The 16,841-nt window shown below is 61.6% G+C and carries 15 protein-coding genes; 6 read left to right on the forward strand and 9 right to left on the reverse strand.

Annotated elements, in window-relative coordinates:
* Positions 1-253: 253 nt before the first annotated feature.
* The 3 genes from ACYQ54_RS16695 to ACYQ54_RS16705 form a co-directional block, all read right to left on the reverse strand.
* Positions 254-538, reverse strand: a complete 285-nt coding sequence (locus tag ACYQ54_RS16695) for a BQ00720 family protein (RefSeq protein WP_460084193.1) — start codon at positions 536-538, stop codon at positions 254-256.
* A gap of 32 nt (positions 539-570) precedes the next feature.
* Positions 571-999 carry an Hsp20 family protein gene (locus ACYQ54_RS16700; RefSeq protein ID WP_460084195.1) on the reverse strand — a complete coding sequence of 143 codons (429 nt, stop codon included), beginning with the start codon at positions 997-999 and terminating at the stop codon, positions 571-573.
* A gap of 160 nt (positions 1,000-1,159) precedes the next feature.
* On the reverse strand, positions 1,160-2,020 hold the full coding sequence (locus ACYQ54_RS16705; RefSeq protein WP_460084197.1) for a LysR family transcriptional regulator: 861 nt from the start codon (positions 2,018-2,020) through the stop codon (positions 1,160-1,162).
* A 103-nt stretch (positions 2,021-2,123) separates the two neighbouring features.
* Between ACYQ54_RS16705 and ACYQ54_RS16710 the strand changes: the two genes are divergently transcribed.
* The 3 genes from ACYQ54_RS16710 to ACYQ54_RS16720 all read left to right on the forward strand — a co-directional run bounded on the left by ACYQ54_RS16710 (position 2,124) and on the right by ACYQ54_RS16720 (position 4,128).
* Positions 2,124-2,441 carry a hypothetical protein gene (locus ACYQ54_RS16710; RefSeq protein WP_460084199.1) on the forward strand — a complete coding sequence of 106 codons (318 nt, stop codon included), beginning with the start codon at positions 2,124-2,126 and terminating at the stop codon, positions 2,439-2,441.
* Positions 2,442-2,591: 150 nt separating this feature from the next.
* Entirely contained in the window at positions 2,592-2,951 is a 360-nt protein-coding gene (locus ACYQ54_RS16715; protein ID WP_460084201.1) for an MmcQ/YjbR family DNA-binding protein, read from the forward strand.
* Positions 2,941-4,128, forward strand: a complete 1,188-nt coding sequence (locus tag ACYQ54_RS16720; protein ID WP_460084203.1) for an MFS transporter — start codon at positions 2,941-2,943, stop codon at positions 4,126-4,128. The genes ACYQ54_RS16715 and ACYQ54_RS16720 overlap by 11 nt, the downstream gene beginning before the upstream one ends.
* A 7-nt stretch (positions 4,129-4,135) precedes the next feature.
* Here ACYQ54_RS16720 and ACYQ54_RS16725 read toward each other — a convergent pair whose 3' ends face one another.
* From ACYQ54_RS16725 to ACYQ54_RS16750, 6 genes are all read right to left on the reverse strand, one after another.
* Entirely contained in the window at positions 4,136-5,272 is a 1,137-nt protein-coding gene (locus tag ACYQ54_RS16725) for a DNA alkylation repair protein (protein WP_460084206.1), read from the reverse strand.
* A gap of 197 nt (positions 5,273-5,469) precedes the next feature.
* Entirely contained in the window at positions 5,470-6,546 is a 1,077-nt protein-coding gene (locus ACYQ54_RS16730; RefSeq protein ID WP_460084208.1) for a sn-glycerol-3-phosphate import ATP-binding protein UgpC, read from the reverse strand.
* Between the two features lie 13 nt (positions 6,547-6,559).
* Complete coding sequence (ugpE, locus tag ACYQ54_RS16735; RefSeq protein ID WP_460084211.1) at positions 6,560-7,402, reverse strand: sn-glycerol-3-phosphate ABC transporter permease UgpE; 843 nt, start codon at positions 7,400-7,402, stop codon at positions 6,560-6,562.
* Positions 7,403-7,413: 11 nt separating this feature from the next.
* The gene (locus tag ACYQ54_RS16740; RefSeq protein WP_460084214.1) at positions 7,414-8,295 is read right to left on the reverse strand and encodes an ABC transporter permease subunit; all 882 of its coding nucleotides are present in this window, start codon (positions 8,293-8,295) and stop codon (positions 7,414-7,416) included.
* 168 nt (positions 8,296-8,463) lie between these two features.
* Complete coding sequence (locus tag ACYQ54_RS16745) at positions 8,464-9,774, reverse strand: extracellular solute-binding protein (RefSeq protein ID WP_460084217.1); 1,311 nt, start codon at positions 9,772-9,774, stop codon at positions 8,464-8,466.
* A gap of 499 nt (positions 9,775-10,273) precedes the next feature.
* Positions 10,274-10,966, reverse strand: a complete 693-nt coding sequence (locus ACYQ54_RS16750) for a hypothetical protein (protein WP_460084219.1) — start codon at positions 10,964-10,966, stop codon at positions 10,274-10,276.
* 150 nt (positions 10,967-11,116) lie between these two features.
* On the opposite strand from ACYQ54_RS16750, the gene ACYQ54_RS16755 reads away from it, so the two are divergent.
* The 3 genes from ACYQ54_RS16755 to ACYQ54_RS16765 all read left to right on the forward strand — a co-directional run bounded on the left by ACYQ54_RS16755 (position 11,117) and on the right by ACYQ54_RS16765 (position 16,647).
* Entirely contained in the window at positions 11,117-11,713 is a 597-nt protein-coding gene (locus tag ACYQ54_RS16755) for an ImuA family protein (RefSeq protein WP_460084222.1), read from the forward strand.
* Positions 11,667-13,133: a Y-family DNA polymerase gene (locus ACYQ54_RS16760; protein ID WP_460084225.1), complete on the forward strand. Its 1,467-nt coding sequence runs from the start codon at positions 11,667-11,669 to the stop codon at positions 13,131-13,133. The genes ACYQ54_RS16755 and ACYQ54_RS16760 overlap by 47 nt, the downstream gene beginning before the upstream one ends.
* Positions 13,134-13,257: 124 nt before the next feature.
* On the forward strand, positions 13,258-16,647 hold the full coding sequence (locus ACYQ54_RS16765) for an error-prone DNA polymerase (RefSeq protein ID WP_460084228.1): 3,390 nt from the start codon (positions 13,258-13,260) through the stop codon (positions 16,645-16,647).
* Positions 16,648-16,841 lie beyond the last annotated feature (194 nt).

Genomic DNA, 16,841 nt, shown 5'->3' on the forward strand with positions numbered 1-16,841 from the left:
TCGCCTTGGTTAACCAAAATCACGGCTGAATGCATGCATTCGTTCCGCGTAGGAAGCAGTGACGGTCCATTTTGCACGGCCTTCCCAATTCGGTGTGCGCTATTGAATTCGCAAGCGCAAGCGCCATTGGGTTCGCCACGATATTGGGACTTGTGCCTGAGCTGCTCCCTTCGAAGAGCTGGGGCCAACAAACAGGAACACCGGCCAAAGGGCCGGTGTCGTGATCGTCTTTGCAGTCTCGTTGCGGCTGGCGTCAGTGCAGGGACGCCATTTCAAGATCTGCTTCGAAAGCGTTGGCAACGGCCGCTTCCCGGCTGTCCGCAAGCAGGATCGGCGTACCGTCCGCGTTGAGGAGCGCGTAAAGCGTCATGTTGTCGTGAAGGGGCGGGACATCCGGAAACATCTCCTTCAGATCCCGAGCCTTGATCGGCTTGATGTAGGCGACATCTCCGGTGCCCAGTTCGGTCAGTTCATCGACCGACATGAATTCGGAAAGTAGCGTGCGGTCTGCCCAGGACGGGCTATTGGGGTTTTGCATCAGTTATTCTCCATATGTTGGCCGACGAGCGTTCATTCGCCGCTGGAGATTTCTATTTTTCTGATGACACGCTCCGGTTCCGGGCGTGCCAGGTCGATGGACAGAAGTCCATCCTTCAGGTCGGCTCCGAGGATCTCAATCCCCTCGGCCATGACAAAGGCCCGCTGGAACTGACGGGCGGCAATGCCGCGATGCAGATACTGCCGGCTCTTGTCGTCCACCTGACGACCCCGGATGACCAGCTGGCTCTCCTCAACGGAGACTTCAAGCTGCTCTCTTGTGAAGCCTGCCACCGCCAGTGTAATCCGAATAACATCGCCTTGCTCTTCTGTTTTCGGAAGTCTCTCGATGTTATAGGGCGGATAACCGTCGTTGGCGGCCTTGGAGACGCGATCGAGCACGCGCTCGATATCGTCGAACCCGAGCATGAACGGGCTAGAAAACGCTGACATGCGTGACATCCTCAAAGTCCTTGTCGAAGCGACCTTGCGCCCGGACCCTTTCAAGGCATCCGGACCGGAACCAACTGGTTCCTTTCACAATTAAATATGGAGCTTCGTTAAAATTGATTCAAGGAGCCAGGCATTCACCCATTTTTGCTTTCACTGTTCTGTGAATTATTCAGGAGAACGAAGACAAAATCGGGTTTTGTTTCAAGAACTTCGTCAGAGCGGACACAGCCTGGCGAACTGTTGGTTCATGTCGTTCATCCTGATGCATGACAAGCCATCTCTCGGTTTCCATGCTCTCGAACGGTCCGTCGATGCGCAGGAGATCGGGAAACGCATCGCCGACAAAGGTCGGCAACAGCATCCGGGCATTGCCATTGCGCACCAGTGACAGCGCAAGCGACGCCTTGTTGACGGTGACAACCGCCTCTGTGCCATGGTTCTCCTTCAGCCACAGGCCTGTTGGCGAATGGGCATCGTCTTCCACCAGCCCGACCCAGCCGGGCTCTGCATCCTGTGCCACGCCGACAGCCTGATAGGCGGCATAGTGCACCTGTCCAACTTTCTGGCCCGCCAGCCAGGCCTGTTTCGGCCGGCTGTTGCGGATGCCGATATCGACCTGCCGGCGGGCAATATCGCGGTTTCTGAGGTCAGCGAGGATTTCCGGCACCCAGCCGGCGGCAGGTGTCCAGAAGGATGACAGATTGTCGATGAGCAGCCGCGCTGTCCAGTCTCCGGCCGATATCCGGATCCGCCGGCGCAGCCCCTCGCCCTCTTTCCAGGCATCGATGCTGCGGGCAGTCTGGTCCATGTCTTCCAGGTAGCGCAGGAGATCGTGCGCGGCAGCGGTCAGCTTGTAGCCTCGCGCCTCCCGCTCCACCAGACGGACATCCAGGCTTTTCTCCAGTGCCGAAACCCGGCGCCCCAGCGTTGCGGAACTGACACCTGTCTTGTCTGCCGCACCGGCCAGGCCACCCGCTTTCGCGACGGCCAGAAAGAGCCGGAGATCTTCCCAATCTATGTTTCGTTTCATTTTTGAAATCTCGTTTTCATTTAGAAAACATGGCAATAACCGTCCTTCATGAGATTATCTGAGAATACCTCTTCTCCAAAATCAAAATTGAAGGGAGCTTCTCATGCTCATTCCTTTTTCCCTGCCATTGCGTCTGGACTGCACCCTGGACGGCAGGCCTGCCTGGAACGATCCGGTCAGGTCGCTCTATCCCTATCATGCCGACTTGTGGCCGATGCAGGTTCCCGAACACGTTCTTTTGCGCCAAAGAAGCCTCCGGCTAGTCCGCAAACGGCGCAGGCTTTTCTATCGGAAGCTGGCGAGAGCGTTTTTCCGCCGGCTTGGCTTCCGGTCCCGAAGCCCGAAAGCCCAGACCTTCCACTCCCCGGCTGCCTGCGACAGTCGGGGCGCCGGAAGGCGCTGCGCCGCCGAAGCTGTCTGATGACCTAATTTCAATGGCGTACCGTTGCCGGCATTCCACAGAACTGGAGTTCACACGTTTTCTCGCCATGGCGCTTGCACCTTGGCGGTCAAGAAGCCACTCTGCGCTTCTTTCGGCCTGTCCGCCTTCCTGCCCGAGACGAGCTTTCGTATGACCCGCGACGAATTCGATGCATTCTGCAAGCAGCTGCCTGCGACCACGCATGTCATCCAGTGGGGCAATGCCTCGGTGTGGAAGGTCGGCGGCAAGATCTTCGCCATCTGCTCGGGCTGGGGCGAGGGCGATTTTCCACGGATCAGCTTCAAGTGCTCCGACATCTCCTACTCGCTGCTCACCCAGCAGGAAGGCCTCATTCCGGCGCCCTATCTTGCCCGCGCCAAATGGGTGCAGATGGAAGAGGAAGGCGCGCTATCCGACGCGGATCTGAAAGCCTATATTGAAGCAGCTCACAAGATCATCGCGTCGAAGCTGACCAGGAAACAACAGAAGGAGCTGGGTCTTGCCGAGTGAAATGGCAGGCAAATGGCGTTCTCTCGGCCTGCTGATGCTTGCCGAGATCGCCGCCATGAGCCTGTGGTTCATGTCTGCGGCGATCCTGCCCGATCTGACCCGTGAGTTTGCCATATCCGACTTTGCCCAGGCGGCGCTTTCCAGCGCCGTCCAGATCGGCTTCGTTGTCGGTGCTGTCGTATCTGCCTTTCTCGGCCTGGCCGATCGGATCGACCCCAGACGGTTCTTTGCCTTTAGCGCCATTTTAGCCGCCGTCTTCAACGCCAGTCTGCTGATTGTAGAACCCGGAGGTCCGGTATCGGTCCTGGCGCGGTTCGCGACCGGTGTGCTGCTCGCCGGGGTCTATCCGGTCGGCATGAAGATCGTGGTCGGCTGGGGTCAGAAGGACCGCGGCTTTCTGGTTGGGCTTCTCGTCGGTGCACTCACCTTCGGCTCCGCTGCCCCGCATCTTCTGGCACTGCTCGGCGGCACCGACTGGCGCTGGAGCCTGAGCGTTGCTTCGATCGCTTCTGCGACGGGTGGGGTCTTGTGCCTCTTCACAGGTCTGGGACCGTTTCACGCCAAGGCTCCACGCATGAAAGTGAAGGCCATCTTCACCGCCTGGACCAACCCCAGGATCCGCTACGCCTATGCGGGTTATCTCGGCCACATGTGGGAACTTTACGCGATGTGGGCCTGGATCGGCGTTGCCCTGGCCGTCTCCTTTTCCGCGCAGATGCCTGCAGAAACCGCGCTCCCCCTGTCCAGACTGATTGCCTTCCTGGCTATCGCGGCAGGCGGTGGTGCCTGCGTTCTCGCAGGGGTTATGGCCGACCGTGTCGGCAAGGCGAATATCGCGATTGCCGCCATGGTCATCAGCGGCACCGCCGCACTTGCCTCGGCCCTCACCTTCGGCGGTCCCGTCTGGCTGACGATCCTCTGCGTCCTCGTCTGGGGCGCCGCCATCCTGCCGGATTCAGCCCAGTTCTCGGCCCTTGTCGCCGACTATGCGCCCCCTGACCAAGCCGGCAGCCTGATGAGCTTCCAGACTGCCCTCGGCTTCGCGCTGACCTTTTTCACGGTTCAACTGACGCCGCTCGGGGCGGATCTGATCGGCTGGCCCGGCGTGTTTGTGCTGATGGCCATAGGCCCCGCACTCGGGATCCTGGGGATGCTCAGACTGAAGCGGCTGTCCTGATCCGCGATCATCGGGTTGCTTCAGGCATCACCAGCTCGAACTCCGAGAAACCGAAGTCCTGACCGTTGATCCTGAGGCTGACCGCCTGCGTGCCACCGTAGTAGACCCGTGTGGTGATCGGCCGGATGGCATGGCTGCGGGACAGGGTCAGCCGTTCGCCCGGGCCCAGTGTCAGCTTGGTCCATTTGAACACCTTGGGCGCCAGCGTGCCGTTGGCCTTCCTGAAATGGACCAGATAGTCGAGCACAAGATCCTGCGGGTTGCTGCTGGCCGAGACCACCTCGATGGTGAAGCCGACCGCCTCTCCATAAGCGACTTCTGACGTCGTGATCTGCGGACCTTCGACCCGGACCTCCGGCGGATTGAGCCCGAAGGCTTCCAGCGTTGCCGCATGGCCCTGCTTGATCAGCGACCGGCAGGCGTGACGCACGAGCTTTCCACGGGGTTTGTCCGCATCCTTCAACCAGCTTTTGGCAATTTCCGCCACCAGATCAGGATGGTCCTTGGCGATGTCGTTGAGATGATTGGCAACGGACCGGCGGACATAATCCTCCGGGTCGTCCTTTAACGCGTTCAGAAGCGGCAGGGTGGGTGTGGGGTCGGCCACCAGAGCCTGAAGCCGCATGCCCCATGGCAGACGCGGCCGGGTACCTTCCGAGACCAGACGGCGCACATGAACACTCTCGTCCTTCACCCAAGGGGCCATGATGGCGAGCGCCCGTTCCTGATCCTGTGCCAGAAACGGGCGCACGTCGAATTCGGCCGTCGCCCGTTTGGTCATTTCCTTCAAGAGCGCAAACGAGGCGTCGAAATCGTCCAGACCGCTGGCCGCGACAACCATGCCAAGCGGCATCATGCCCCAACCGCGGATACCGCGTTCGTCGCTGCCCCGGTCGAAGGCAATTTCGGTCATCGGGTGCAGCATGGCTTTCAAAATGGAAAAGCGCGTTGTCAGATCCTGTGGCAGGTGACTGTCCAGATGCCTTGCGATCAGTCCCGCCCGCTGCTTGAGCTCCAGGTGATCCAGCTCCGCCAGAATGTCCGTTTCGAAACCCAACCGGTCGAAACCGTCGTGATGCTGCGCGACATGAGCACCGATGCAGCGCACCAGATCCGGCGAAATGTTGTTCTTGAAGGGTTCCAAAAGCGTCTCCTGACACGGTCTTCAAGGTGTTTGCCAGAGCGGCGTCAGGAGTTCCAGACAGCTCCTGCCGTTCTCCTGACAAGCACCGTCAGGAGAGTGTCCGGAATTCAAAAGTAAAAAAGCCACCCCGGTTGCCCGGGGTGGCCCTGTCCGGGTCCGGCGGCCCTCGTTAAACCGCCTCGCCTGAAGGTTCCGGATCAGTCGACCCGGCGTCCGGTGTCGGCGTCGAAATAATGCACGTACTCCGGTGCTGCCCTCAGATAGAGTTTCTCGTCGGGCTCGTGACGGGCATGGCTGGAAACGCGAACCAGGATCTCCGCACCACCTTCCGCAAAGCTTGCATAGAGATAGCTTTCCGCCCCGACCGGTTCGAGTACGTTCACGCTGGCTTCCAGATGAATGCCGTCGCCTTCGCCCGGACCGGAAACGACTTCCAGATGCTCGGGTCTGACGCCGATCGTGTAGCGATCCCCGCCCTTGGCGTTAGCGCCCTTGAGGCCGGGGCCGTTTGCCAGAGACAGGCCGTTGCCGTCAGCCTTCACGTCCAGAAGGTTCATGGCCGGCGAGCCGATGAAGCTGGCGACAAAGGTGGAGGCCGGTTTGTCGTAGACGTCGATCGGTGCGCCGATCTGCTCGATATTACCGCCGTTCAGCACCACCAGCCGGTCGGCCAGCGTCATGGCCTCCAACTGGTCGTGGGTGACGTAGACGCTGGTGGTGCCGAGCGCGCGTTGCAGGCGCTTGATCTCGACGCGCATCTGCACGCGCAGCTTGGCATCGAGGTTGGACAGAGGTTCGTCGAAGAGGAAAGCCGCCGGTTCGCGCACGATGGCGCGGCCCATGGCGACGCGCTGGCGCTGACCGCCGGAAAGAGCGCGCGGCTTGCGATCCAGGTAGTCGCCGATTTCCAGGATGCGGGCGGCTTCCTTCACCCGGCGGTCAATCTCGTCCTTGGCCATGCCCCGGTTCTTCAGACCATAGGCAAGGTTGTTGTAGACCGACATATGCGGATAGAGCGCATAGTTCTGAAACACCATCGCGATGTCGCGGTCGGCCGGGTCGACGTTGTTGACCACGCGATCGCCGATCTTGATCTCACCTGTGGTGATTTCCTCGAGGCCAGCCATCATGCGCAGCAGCGTGGACTTGCCGCAGCCGGACGGACCGACCAGGACGATGAATTCACCGTCCGCGATGTCGATGGAAACGCCTTTGACCGCTTCCACGTTGCCGCCATAGACCTTGCGGACCGTGTCGAGAGTTATCGTTGCCATTTATCTTAAAACCTCACTTGTCGCTCTCGACGAGCCCTTTGACGAACCAGCTCTGGAAAATCACCACGATAAGCACCGGCGGCACGATGGCGAGGATCGCCAGCGCCATGGCTTCGTTGAAGTCCGGGATCTGCGCGCCCACCCATACCTGCAGGATCTGCTTGATGCCGCGTACCAGGGTGAACAGGCTCTCGTCGGTGGTGATCAGCGTCGGCCAGAGGTACTGGTTCCAGCCATAGACGAACATGATGATGAAGATTGCCGCGATCATCGTTTGCGACAGCGGCACCAGGATGTCCTTGAAGAATTTCCAGGGACCGGCGCCGTCGATACGGGCGGCTTCCAGAAGTTCGTCCGGAACCGACATGAAGAACTGCCGGAAGAAGAAGGTGCCGGTCGCCGAGGCGATGAGCGGCACGATCAGGCCGGAATAGGTGTTCACCATGCCTAGGGACTGGACGATTTCGTAAGACGGCAGAATGCGCACTTCCAGCGGCAGCAGGAGCGTTGCGAAGATCACCCAGAAGCAAAGGGTTGCCATCGGAAAGCGGAAATAGACGATCGCATAGGCCGCAAGCATGGAAATGACGATCTTGCCGATGGCAAAGCCGAGGCCGAGGATCATCGAGTTCTTGAGCATGACGAAGCCGTTGACTTCCTTGGTGAAGCCACCAGCCTCGAACAGGACCGTGTGATAGTTTTCGAAGAACTTGCCACCCGGCGTGAACTGGATGCCTTCCTTGTAGATGGTGATCGCATCATGCGTGCTGGTCAGAAACGCCAGCACCACCGGCGTGACCATGAAGAAGACGCCAAGAAGTAGAATGACGTGGTCCGAGATCTGAAGTTTTTTCATCGCCGCCTCCCTTACGTGTAGTGCACGCGCCGCTCGATAAGGCGGAACTGGATGATTGTCAGGATGAACACCATCACCATCAGGATGACGGACTGGGCCGACGATCCGCCAAGGTCATTGCCGCGGAAACCATCCAGATAGACCTTGTAGACCAGGGTCACCGGGTTGTTGCCAGGCTCGTTCTTCACGATGACGTCGATGATGCCGAACGTGTCGAAGAAGGCGTAGGTGATGTTGATGATCAGCAGGAAGAACCCGGTGGGGGCCAGCAGCGGAAAGGTGACTGTCCAGAAACGCCGGAAACCGGACCGGCAATCGATGCTGGCGGCTTCCTGAACGGATTTGGAGATGCCCTGCAGGCCGGACAGGAAGAAGATGAAGTTCACCGGGATCTGCTTCCAGACGGCGGTAACGATCATGGCGAAGCTGGTGTCGAAATAGCTTACGCCGATCTGCATCTTCCAGCCGAACAGCGCGAACAATTCGACGATGGGGCCGACATGCTGGTCGAAGAGGAGCACGCCGATCAGGCCGGCGACGGGCGGAGCAACCGCATAGACCCACATCAGCAGCGTCTTGTAGGAGGACGCCCCGCGCAAGACCTTGTCTGCCTTGACCGCCAGCAGAAGGGCAAGCCCCAGCGACAGGAATGTCACGAAGAAGGTGAAGACCGCCGTGAACCGGGCCACACGACCGTAGTCGGTCGAGGTGATCATGTCCTTGAAATTATCGAGCCCGACGTAGGTCGAGCCGAAACCGAACGGATCCTCGAGATAGAAGGAGGACTGGATCGCTTGCGCGGCTGGCCACAGGAAGAAGACCGTCACGATGCCGAGCTGCGGCAGGAGCAGCAAATAGGGCAGCCACGGAGACTGAAACTGGACTTTTTTCATTATTTCGTTTCTCGACCACCGGGAACGTTGGACGCCGGCTGCCGGAAACCCGGCGGCCCGCCTGGCCATAGACGCATATTTTCGGACGAAATGGTATGAATCCGCGGCCACACTCAAAGGTCGACGGGGGCGCAGAGCGCCCCCATCGGTCGTTCAGATGAGTCAGGCTTAGTTGCCGGTGGTCTTGGCAAAGCGCTCCAGGAGCTTGTTGCCGTCTCCCTCGATCGTGGCGAAAGCCTCGTCGACAGTGGCGTCACCAGACATGATCTTACCGTATTCGCGGTTCATGACGTCGCGGATCTGGACGTAGAAGCCCATGCGGTAGCCCTTGGTCCACTCGCCGCCCGGAAGGGTCAGCTGCTTGATACCGATTTCGGCAGCCGGGTTGCGGTCGTAGTGACCGTCCTTCTTGGCCAGTTCATAGGCGGCATTGGTGATCGGCACATAGCCGGTTTCCTTGTGCCACATGTACTGTACTTCCGGAGAAGTCAGGTATTCGAAGAAAGACGCAACGCACTTGTTTTCCTCGTCCGGCTTGCCGGACATGGCGAACAAGGCTGCACCACCGATAAAGGTGCCGGTGCCCGCGCCTTCGACAGCGTCCCAGTACGGCAGATAGGTTGCAGAGAACGGGAAGTCGACCGTGTCAGCGATGCCGCCGAAGGAGCCCGAAGACCCCAGCCACATTGCAACCTTGCCTTCGTTGAACGGGGTCTGGTTGTCACCCCAACCGGTGCCGTAATAACCGAACAGACCATCGTCCAGCCAGCCCTTGACGGCCTTGAAGTGGTTCTTGATCGGGTCGCCGAAGACCAGCTTGGTGCCTTCCGCGCCGTCGTAACCGTTGTTGTTGGTTGCGAACTGCAGGTTATGACGGGACTTGAAGTTCTCGGTGAAGATCCACGGCAGGTGAGACTGTGCAAGCGGCACATAACCGGCTTCCTTCAGCTTCGGAGCGATTTCCTGGAACTCTTCCCAGGTCTTCGGAGCTTCGACACCAGCCTTTTTCAGGGCATCTTCGTTGGTGTAGAGGATCGGCGTGGAAGAATTGAACGGCATGCCGATCATCTTGCCATCGGAATCGGCATAGAAGTAACGGACACCGTCGATGTAATCTTCGATATTGAAGGTGGCGCCGGCATTTTCCAGAATGTCCTGAGCCGGGACAACTGCGCCCTTGGCACCGATGATGGTGGCGGCACCAGCATCGAACACCTGCAGGATGTTCGGCTGCTCGCCAGCGCGGAAGGCTGCGATACCGGCTGTCAGGGTTTCTTCATAGGTGCCCTTGAATACCGGCGTGATCTGGCAGGCGTCCTGAGATTCGTTGTAGCCGTTGGAAATGTCGACAACCACTTCGCCGAGCTTGCCGCCCATGGCGTGCCACCAGGTGATGTCGGTCGCCGCATAAGAAGCGGAGGACGTGCCCAGAAGGGCGGCCGCAGCCACGAGGCTGGCGACGGTCTTGCGATAAGCCATGTTCATTTGCTCCCATCTAGCAGGGCGTTTTTGCCCCGGTCAGCAGTTGGTTCTCACTTGGCGCCGAAATGGCTTCATCGGCACCAGAAACGATAACGCCTGCGTTTCGTATTGTTTTCATATGAACGTTATATGACGCTCATATGAACATTAAAAGACGCCTTGACCGCGTCCGCAAGAGGGAACGGAGTAATTTTGAAGAATCCCGATCATTCATGGGATGTCAGGCTGTAATTCCTGAAGAACCCACGCACTCGTCCGTGGGACAAAGCCTGCCCGCGGACACGGCTCCACCCTTGCGGCAATCGCGGCTAATGCTGGGTTTTTCGGGAAGATTAGTTGGCTCACATGAAACCGGTCAGTCGTTCATATGAACTCCTGGTGATATTCACCCGCCTGTGGAAAGTGCTGATTTTTTCAACCGCTTGCCAGCCCGCGACCGGGACTTCAAACCCGGCCGGGCTCTTTGCGGGCACTTGTCGGGTACAATTCCGGCGGCTCAGGCGTCCTGTCCGAAGATCCGGCGCTTCGTGCTTGCGGAGGAATGCAGGATCTTGTTGTAAAGATAATGCTTGGCCCGTTTTTCCAGAAAACGGAGTCCATATTCCAGTTTGCCCATGAGGCTCCGCCGCGGCTTCGGCCCCGGTGTCAGGTGTTTGTGAATGAGCCCCTCGTCACAGAGCTGCTGGACCCACTGCTTTTCCGCATCCCAGTCATGGGTGTGCTGCTTGCCCTGATGGGTGAAGCCGAAGAGGTGAATTTCGGCGTCCGGCAGAACATCCAGGAATTCGGCGATGATGGACGCGCCCGATGTCGGATTGCTGCGGTCGAACGGGTCGAATCTCTTCAGGTGTTCCCGCGCCTTGTTCGATGGGCCGAACCCCAGATAGCGCGGCTTGCATTCGCGCGCGAACAGCCAGTCGACTTCGCCGTTCTCCTGAATGTCATTCACCCAGACTTCCGGCGCGCGCTCAAGGGCAAGCGGGTTGATCCGCTTCGACATATAGACCCGCGCCCGGTTGAGCATCAGAACGTCGACCCGCTGACCGGCGGCTCCAAGGGCCGGCGCGCTGTTGAAGCGCAGCACCAGGTCCGCCTTGTCGATCTCCGGCGCATCGGCTTCGGAAATCGGTCCGTTGCCGACGATGGAAATCGTCCTGATCTTCCGGCCGTCCAGAAGGCTGCTGGTCATTGGTGCTTTCCTGCCTGTTGTGCCGGGCGTATAGCAATCCGGCTCCTGTCCGGCAACGGCTGTTTGGATTGGACACTGCCTCTATCCGGTTCCGCAACCCGTCTCCATGGGTTAGGCTCTATCCAACCGATTGCTACAGACGATCCTTGCATGTCCTTGAAATTCTCCTCCGTCTTTCCCTTGAAACACGCCCGCGCCCATGAAGTATGCGGCGACAGCGCACTGACCTTTGCCGCGATAACCGCCGGGATGACCAAGGGGGCCGTCGTGTGGATTTCGGAAGACTGGCGGCCGACGGTGAACCCGGAAGGTCTTGCCCCCTATTGCGATCCGGGCCGGCTGCTTCTGACCCGCGCCGCCAACCAGCTGACCGTTCTGGCAAGTGCGGAAACCGCGCTCAGGTCCGGCGCTGCCGGGCTGGTGGTGGCCGAACTGTCCGGCACTGTCGGACTGACGGAAGGACGCCGGCTGCAGCTGGCGGCCGAGGCCGGGCGCACCACGGCCATCCTGCTGATCCCGGAAGGCGCCGGCAGCAATGCGGCCGAAACCCGCTGGCGCAGCACCGGCATTCCGGCCCCGTCCGATCCCACTTCCGGGCCTGCGCCGGTGCCTCGTCAAAATGGTCATGACTCGACTCATTGGCGCTGGTCGCTTATAAAGAACAAAATAGGAACATTGTCGGAATGGGTAGTACGTTGGGATGCAGCGGCGCATCGTGTCATTGTGGTTTCCGAGGCTGGCGGCTGAGCGCTCCCTGCGCGCCCGGCCCGTCGACGCGCCCTTTGCGCTGAGCCTTTTCGACCGCAATTCCGAACGCCTTTACGACCTGTGCCCGCGTGCCGAAAGCTTTGGCCTCAACCGCGGCATGACGCTGGTTCATGCACGCAGTTTCTGCACCGGTCTGCTGACCCGCCCGGCGGACCCGGCCGCCGACCAGCGCTTCCTGCGGCTGCTGGCCCGGTGGGCGACCCGCTACTGCCCCTGGGTGGGTCTTGACGGGCGCAACGGCCTCTTTCTCGACATCACCGGCTCGGCCCATCTGCTGGGCGGCGAGGAACCTCTGCTGGACGACATCCGTGCCCGGCTGGCCCGGGCGGGACTCACCGCCCGGCTCGGCCTTGCCGATACCCCGGGAACGGCCTGGGCGCTGTCCCGGTTTGCCGAAGGCATTGCCGAGACCGGCGAGACCCTTGCCCGCATCGGCCCGCTGCCCTTGTCGGCCCTGCGGCTGTCCGACCAGACCTGCACCAGTCTGGAACGGCTCGGCATCGCCACGGTCTCGCAGCTCTACAATCTGCCGCGTGCCACCGTTGCCCGGCGATACGAACCCGATGTCCTGCGCCGCCTCGACCAGGCGCTGGGGGCGCTGCCCGAGCAGATTTCCCCCCTGGGCGAGGAGCCGGACTTTGCCGTGCGCATGACCCTGCCCGACCCGATCGGCCTTCTGGACGATGTCATGGCCGCCGCGCGCCGGCTGACCGCGCATCTGTGCCAGCGGCTCGACACCGCGCAGAAAGGCGCGCGCAGCCTGAAGCTGACCTTTCGCCGGGTCGACCAGGAAAACCAGGCGGTGGAACTGAAGCTCGCCCGGCCGATGCGCGACCCGGAACGGATCCTTGCCCTGTTCGAGCGCGGGGTCAGCGCGGTGGATGCGGGCTATGGCATCGACATGATCCGCCTGGAGGCAACCGAGGTGGAACCGCTCGGCATGCGCCAGCTGGACCGCACCGAAGGCCTGGAGAAGGACGGGCTCGATGATCTCATCACCCAGCTCGGCAACCGGGTGGGCCTCGACAATATCCTGCGGTTTCAGCCGGTCGACAGCCACATTCCCGAGCGCAGCTTCAAGCTGGTGCCGGCCGCCTACAGCCGCCCGGCGCAAGCCTGGCCCGCCAACCGCCCGCGGCCGATCCGCCTGTTCGCGCCCGAACCGATTTCCGGCACCGGCTTCGAACCGCCCCGGCGCTTCCGCTGGCGCGGCCGGGCGCTGACCGTGTTCGAGGCCGAGGGGCCGGAACGGATCACCCCCGCCTGGTGGGACCTGGACGACAGCTGGGCCAAGGGCCTGCGCGACTACTGGCGCATCGCCACCCACCAGGGCCAGCGCCTGTGGCTGTTCCACACGCCCCAGCATCCGGGCTGGTTCGTGCAAGGGGAGTTCGGCTGATGGGTTTCCGCAGGTCACGCCCCGCGTCCATCGCCTTCCCGGCCAAGCACGGCACGCAGGGACACGGGGTCTCGTGCATCTGTCTTTCCAAGAAAATCATCGGAAAGAACAGGGAGGCTTGCCGATGAGCGTGCTTCCGTCTCCTGACGACTTCCGGCCAGAGCCGGTCCGCTATGCGGAGCTGGCGGTGACGTCGAATTTTTCGTTCCTGCGGGGGGCCTCCCATCCGGAGGAGCTGGTGACCCGGGCCGCCATGCTCAATCTCGATGCGATTGCCATTACCGATCGCAATTCGCTGGCCGGGGTTGTCCGGGCCTATTCGGCGCTGAAGGAGATCAAGCGGGCGGCGGCCGAGGAAGGCGTTCAGATCCGCTCGCATTCGCAGATCGACACCTCCTCCCGCAAGGAGACGAACACGAGCCCGCCCCTGCCTGCGCCGCAGATGCTGAAGCTGCCGCGGCTGATTGTCGGTGCGCGGCTTTGCCTGCAGGACAGCCCGCTGCACTGGGTGGCGCTGCCGACCGACCGTGCCGCCTATGAGCGGCTGAGCCAGTTGCTTACCCTCGGCAAGCGGCGTGCGGAAAAGGGCGAGTGCCACCTGAATTTCTCCGACCTCATGAACGCCTGCAAGGGCATGATCCTGATTGCCCTGCCGCAGCCGGAGATGGCCCGCGAGACGATTTGTGAGACGGCTAAGGATCACATTCGCCGCCTGCGCCAGGAAGCGCCGGGGCATGTGTTTCTGGGCGCGGCGCCCCGCTATGACGGCACCGATCAGGCCTGGTTCCGCACCTGCGCCCGCGCCGCCCATTCGCTTGCCGCGCCGATGGTCGCCGTTGGCGATGTGATGATGCATCATGCCGGCCGGCGCCGGCTGGCCGACGTGCTGACGTGCCTGCGCGAAGGCTGCACCATCGATGACATCGGCACACGGGCCCTGCCCAATGGCGAACGCCGGCTGAAGGCGCCGGAGGATATGGCAAGGCTGTTCCGCCACCATCCGGCGGCCCTTCGCCGGACCCTTGAGATCGCCACCCGCTGCAGCTTCGATCTGTCCGAACTTTCCTACCAATATCCGGACGAGATCACGGGCAACGAACCGCCCCAGGAGCGGCTGGAACGGCTGACCTACGAGGGGCTGGAAAGGCGGTATCCCGCGGGCGTGCCGGACCATGCGCTGGCGCTGGCGGAAAAGGAACTGAAGCTGATCCGCAAACTTGCCTTCGCCGCCTATTTCCTGACCGTGCATGACATCATCCGCTTTGCCCGCAGCCAGAACATCCTGTGCCAGGGGCGCGGCTCGGCGGCCAATTCCATCATCTGCTATGCGCTCGGCATCACCGATGTGGGGCCGGAAACCATCACCATGGTGTCGGAGCGTTTCATCTCCGAACATCGGGGCGAGCCGCCGGACATCGACGTCGATTTCGAGCATGAGCGCCGCGAGGAGGTGATCCAGTATGTCTATGAAAAATACGGCCGCCACCGCGCCGGGCTCTGCGCCACGGTGATCCACTTCCGCACCCGCGCCGCGATCCGCGAGGTCGGCAAGGTGATGGGGCTGAATGCGGATGTCACCGCCGCGCTGGCCGGGCAGATCTGGGGCAGTTCCAGCAAGGGACCGGAAGAAACGCGGATGAAGGAGATCGGGCTCGATCTCGACAATCCGCGCGTTCGCCAGACCATCGAGCTGATCCGCGAAATCATCGGCTTTCCGCGTCATCTCAGCCAGCATGTCGGCGGTTTCGTGATCACGCAGGGGCGGCTCGACGCGCTCTGCCCGATCGAGAACGCGGCCATGGAAAACCGCACGGTGATCGAATGGGACAAGGACGATATCGACGCGCTCGGCATCCTGAAGGTGGATCTGCTCAGCCTCGGCATGCTGACCTGCATCCGCAAGTGCTTCGAGCTGATCGACACCCACCATGGCCAGGAACTGACACTCGCCACCGTGCCCCAGGCCGACAGGAAAACCTATGACATGCTGTGCGTGGCCGATGCCATCGGCGTCTTTCAGGTGGAAAGCCGGGCGCAGATGAACTTCCTGCCGCGCATGCGCCCGCGCGAATTCTACGACCTCGTCATCGAGGTGGCGATCGTGCGCCCCGGCCCGATCCAGGGCGGCATGGTGCACCCTTACATCAACCGCCGCCAGGGCCGGGAGAAGGTCACCTTCCCCTCCAAGGCGCTGGAGGAGGTGCTGGGCAAGACGCTTGGCGTGCCGCTGTTCCAGGAACAGGCCATGCAGATCGCCGTGGTTGCCGCCGGGTTCACCCCCTCGGAAGCCGACAAGCTGCGCCGTTCCATGGCCACCTTCCGGCGCATGGGCACCATCGGGCAGCTGAAGGACAAGTTCATCTCCGGCATGCTGGAGCGCGGCTACGAGCTGGAATTCGCCCAGAACTGCTTCGGCCAGATCGAGGGGTTCGGCGAATACGGCTTTCCGGAAAGCCATGCCGCCGCCTTTGCCATGCTGGCCTATGTTTCTGCCTATCTGAAATGCCACTTCCCGGCCGAATTCGCCTGCGCGCTGCTGAATGCCCAGCCGATGGGCTTTTATGCCCCGGCGCAGATCGTGCGCGATGCGCGCGAGCACCAGGTGGAGGTGCGCCCCGTGTGCGTCAACACCAGCCTGTGGGACAACACCCTGGAGCGGCGCAGCGACGGCGCGCTGGCGCTGCGCCTGGGGTTTCGCCAGATCAAGGGCCTGCGCGAGGAGGACGCAGCCTGGATCGTCGCGGCCCGCGGCAACGGCTACCCGGACACGGAAACCCTGTGGCTGCGCACCGGCGTCATGCCGGCCACGCTGGAGCGGCTGGCCGAAGCCGATGCCTTTGCCGGCATGGGGCTCAGCCGCCGGGCCGCGCTCTGGCAGGTGAAGACCATCCGCAGCCCCAAACCGCTGCCGCTTTTCAACGACCCCATCGACGGCGAAGCGATCTTCGAGCCGGATGTCCTCCTGCCCACCATGCATCTGGGGCAGGAAGTGGTGGAGGATTACCTGTCCACCCGGCTGACCTTGCGCGCCCACCCGATGGAACTGCTGCGCCCGCATATCCCGCATCTGACCCCGCATGACCGGCTGGCGGCGCTGACCCCACGCGAGGCGCGCCGCGTTTCCGTCTGCGGGCTGGTGATCACCCGCCAGCGCCCGGGCACGGCCTCGGGCGTGATCTTCCTGACGCTGGAGGACGAGACCGGCGTTTCCAACGTGGTTGTCTGGCCGAAGATGTACGAAAAATTCCGGCCCGCCGTTCTCGGCGGACGGCTCCTCAAGGTCACCGGGCGGCTGGAGCGCGAAGGCATGGTCGTTCACCTGATCGCCGACCACATCGAGGATCGCTCCCGCGACCTGTCGCTTCTCGGCCACCCCAACGACGACGTTCTGGGCCAGACGACCACCAAGACCGACGACGTGCCGGTGCATCTGAAATCAGACGCACAACGCACCCGCGCCATGCACCCGCGCGAACAGGCCAAGCGGCTGTTCCCAAGCCGGGATTTTCATTGAGGGGTGATGTGTGAGATGGGTGGGGAGTGGAATTTTGCTGCGGTCGGAACGAATGCCCGAAAACGGGCCGGGAGTGGACTGCGCGCGTTCAAAGCCCTATACTAAAAACGTAGACTGCGTGTGAGCTGCAGGCATGCAGTGTCTGTTTGCATCAAGTCCGGCGGTCAATATCATGGCTGCCAATGTCGTCTACG

The sequence above is a fragment of the Roseibium sp. LAB1 genome, assembly GCF_054658235.1.

Coding starts and splice junctions, on each gene's coding strand:
- ACYQ54_RS16745 (WP_460084217.1), bottom strand. CDS start 9,774: ATGGCTTATCGCAAGACCGTCGCCAGCCTCGTGGCTGCGGCCGCCCTT.
- ACYQ54_RS16705 (WP_460084197.1), bottom strand. CDS start 2,020: ATGAAACGAAACATAGATTGGGAAGATCTCCGGCTCTTTCTGGCCGTC.
- ACYQ54_RS16760 (WP_460084225.1), top strand. CDS start 11,667: ATGCAGCGGCGCATCGTGTCATTGTGGTTTCCGAGGCTGGCGGCTGAG.
- ugpE (WP_460084211.1), bottom strand. CDS start 7,402: ATGAAAAAACTTCAGATCTCGGACCACGTCATTCTACTTCTTGGCGTC.
- ACYQ54_RS16765 (WP_460084228.1), top strand. CDS start 13,258: ATGAGCGTGCTTCCGTCTCCTGACGACTTCCGGCCAGAGCCGGTCCGC.
- ACYQ54_RS16755 (WP_460084222.1), top strand. CDS start 11,117: ATGTCCTTGAAATTCTCCTCCGTCTTTCCCTTGAAACACGCCCGCGCC.
- ACYQ54_RS16715 (WP_460084201.1), top strand. CDS start 2,592: ATGACCCGCGACGAATTCGATGCATTCTGCAAGCAGCTGCCTGCGACC.
- ACYQ54_RS16710 (WP_460084199.1), top strand. CDS start 2,124: ATGCTCATTCCTTTTTCCCTGCCATTGCGTCTGGACTGCACCCTGGAC.
- ACYQ54_RS16730 (WP_460084208.1), bottom strand. CDS start 6,546: ATGGCAACGATAACTCTCGACACGGTCCGCAAGGTCTATGGCGGCAAC.
- ACYQ54_RS16700 (WP_460084195.1), bottom strand. CDS start 999: ATGTCACGCATGTCAGCGTTTTCTAGCCCGTTCATGCTCGGGTTCGAC.
- ACYQ54_RS16695 (WP_460084193.1), bottom strand. CDS start 538: ATGCAAAACCCCAATAGCCCGTCCTGGGCAGACCGCACGCTACTTTCC.
- ACYQ54_RS16750 (WP_460084219.1), bottom strand. CDS start 10,966: ATGACCAGCAGCCTTCTGGACGGCCGGAAGATCAGGACGATTTCCATC.
- ACYQ54_RS16740 (WP_460084214.1), bottom strand. CDS start 8,295: ATGAAAAAAGTCCAGTTTCAGTCTCCGTGGCTGCCCTATTTGCTGCTC.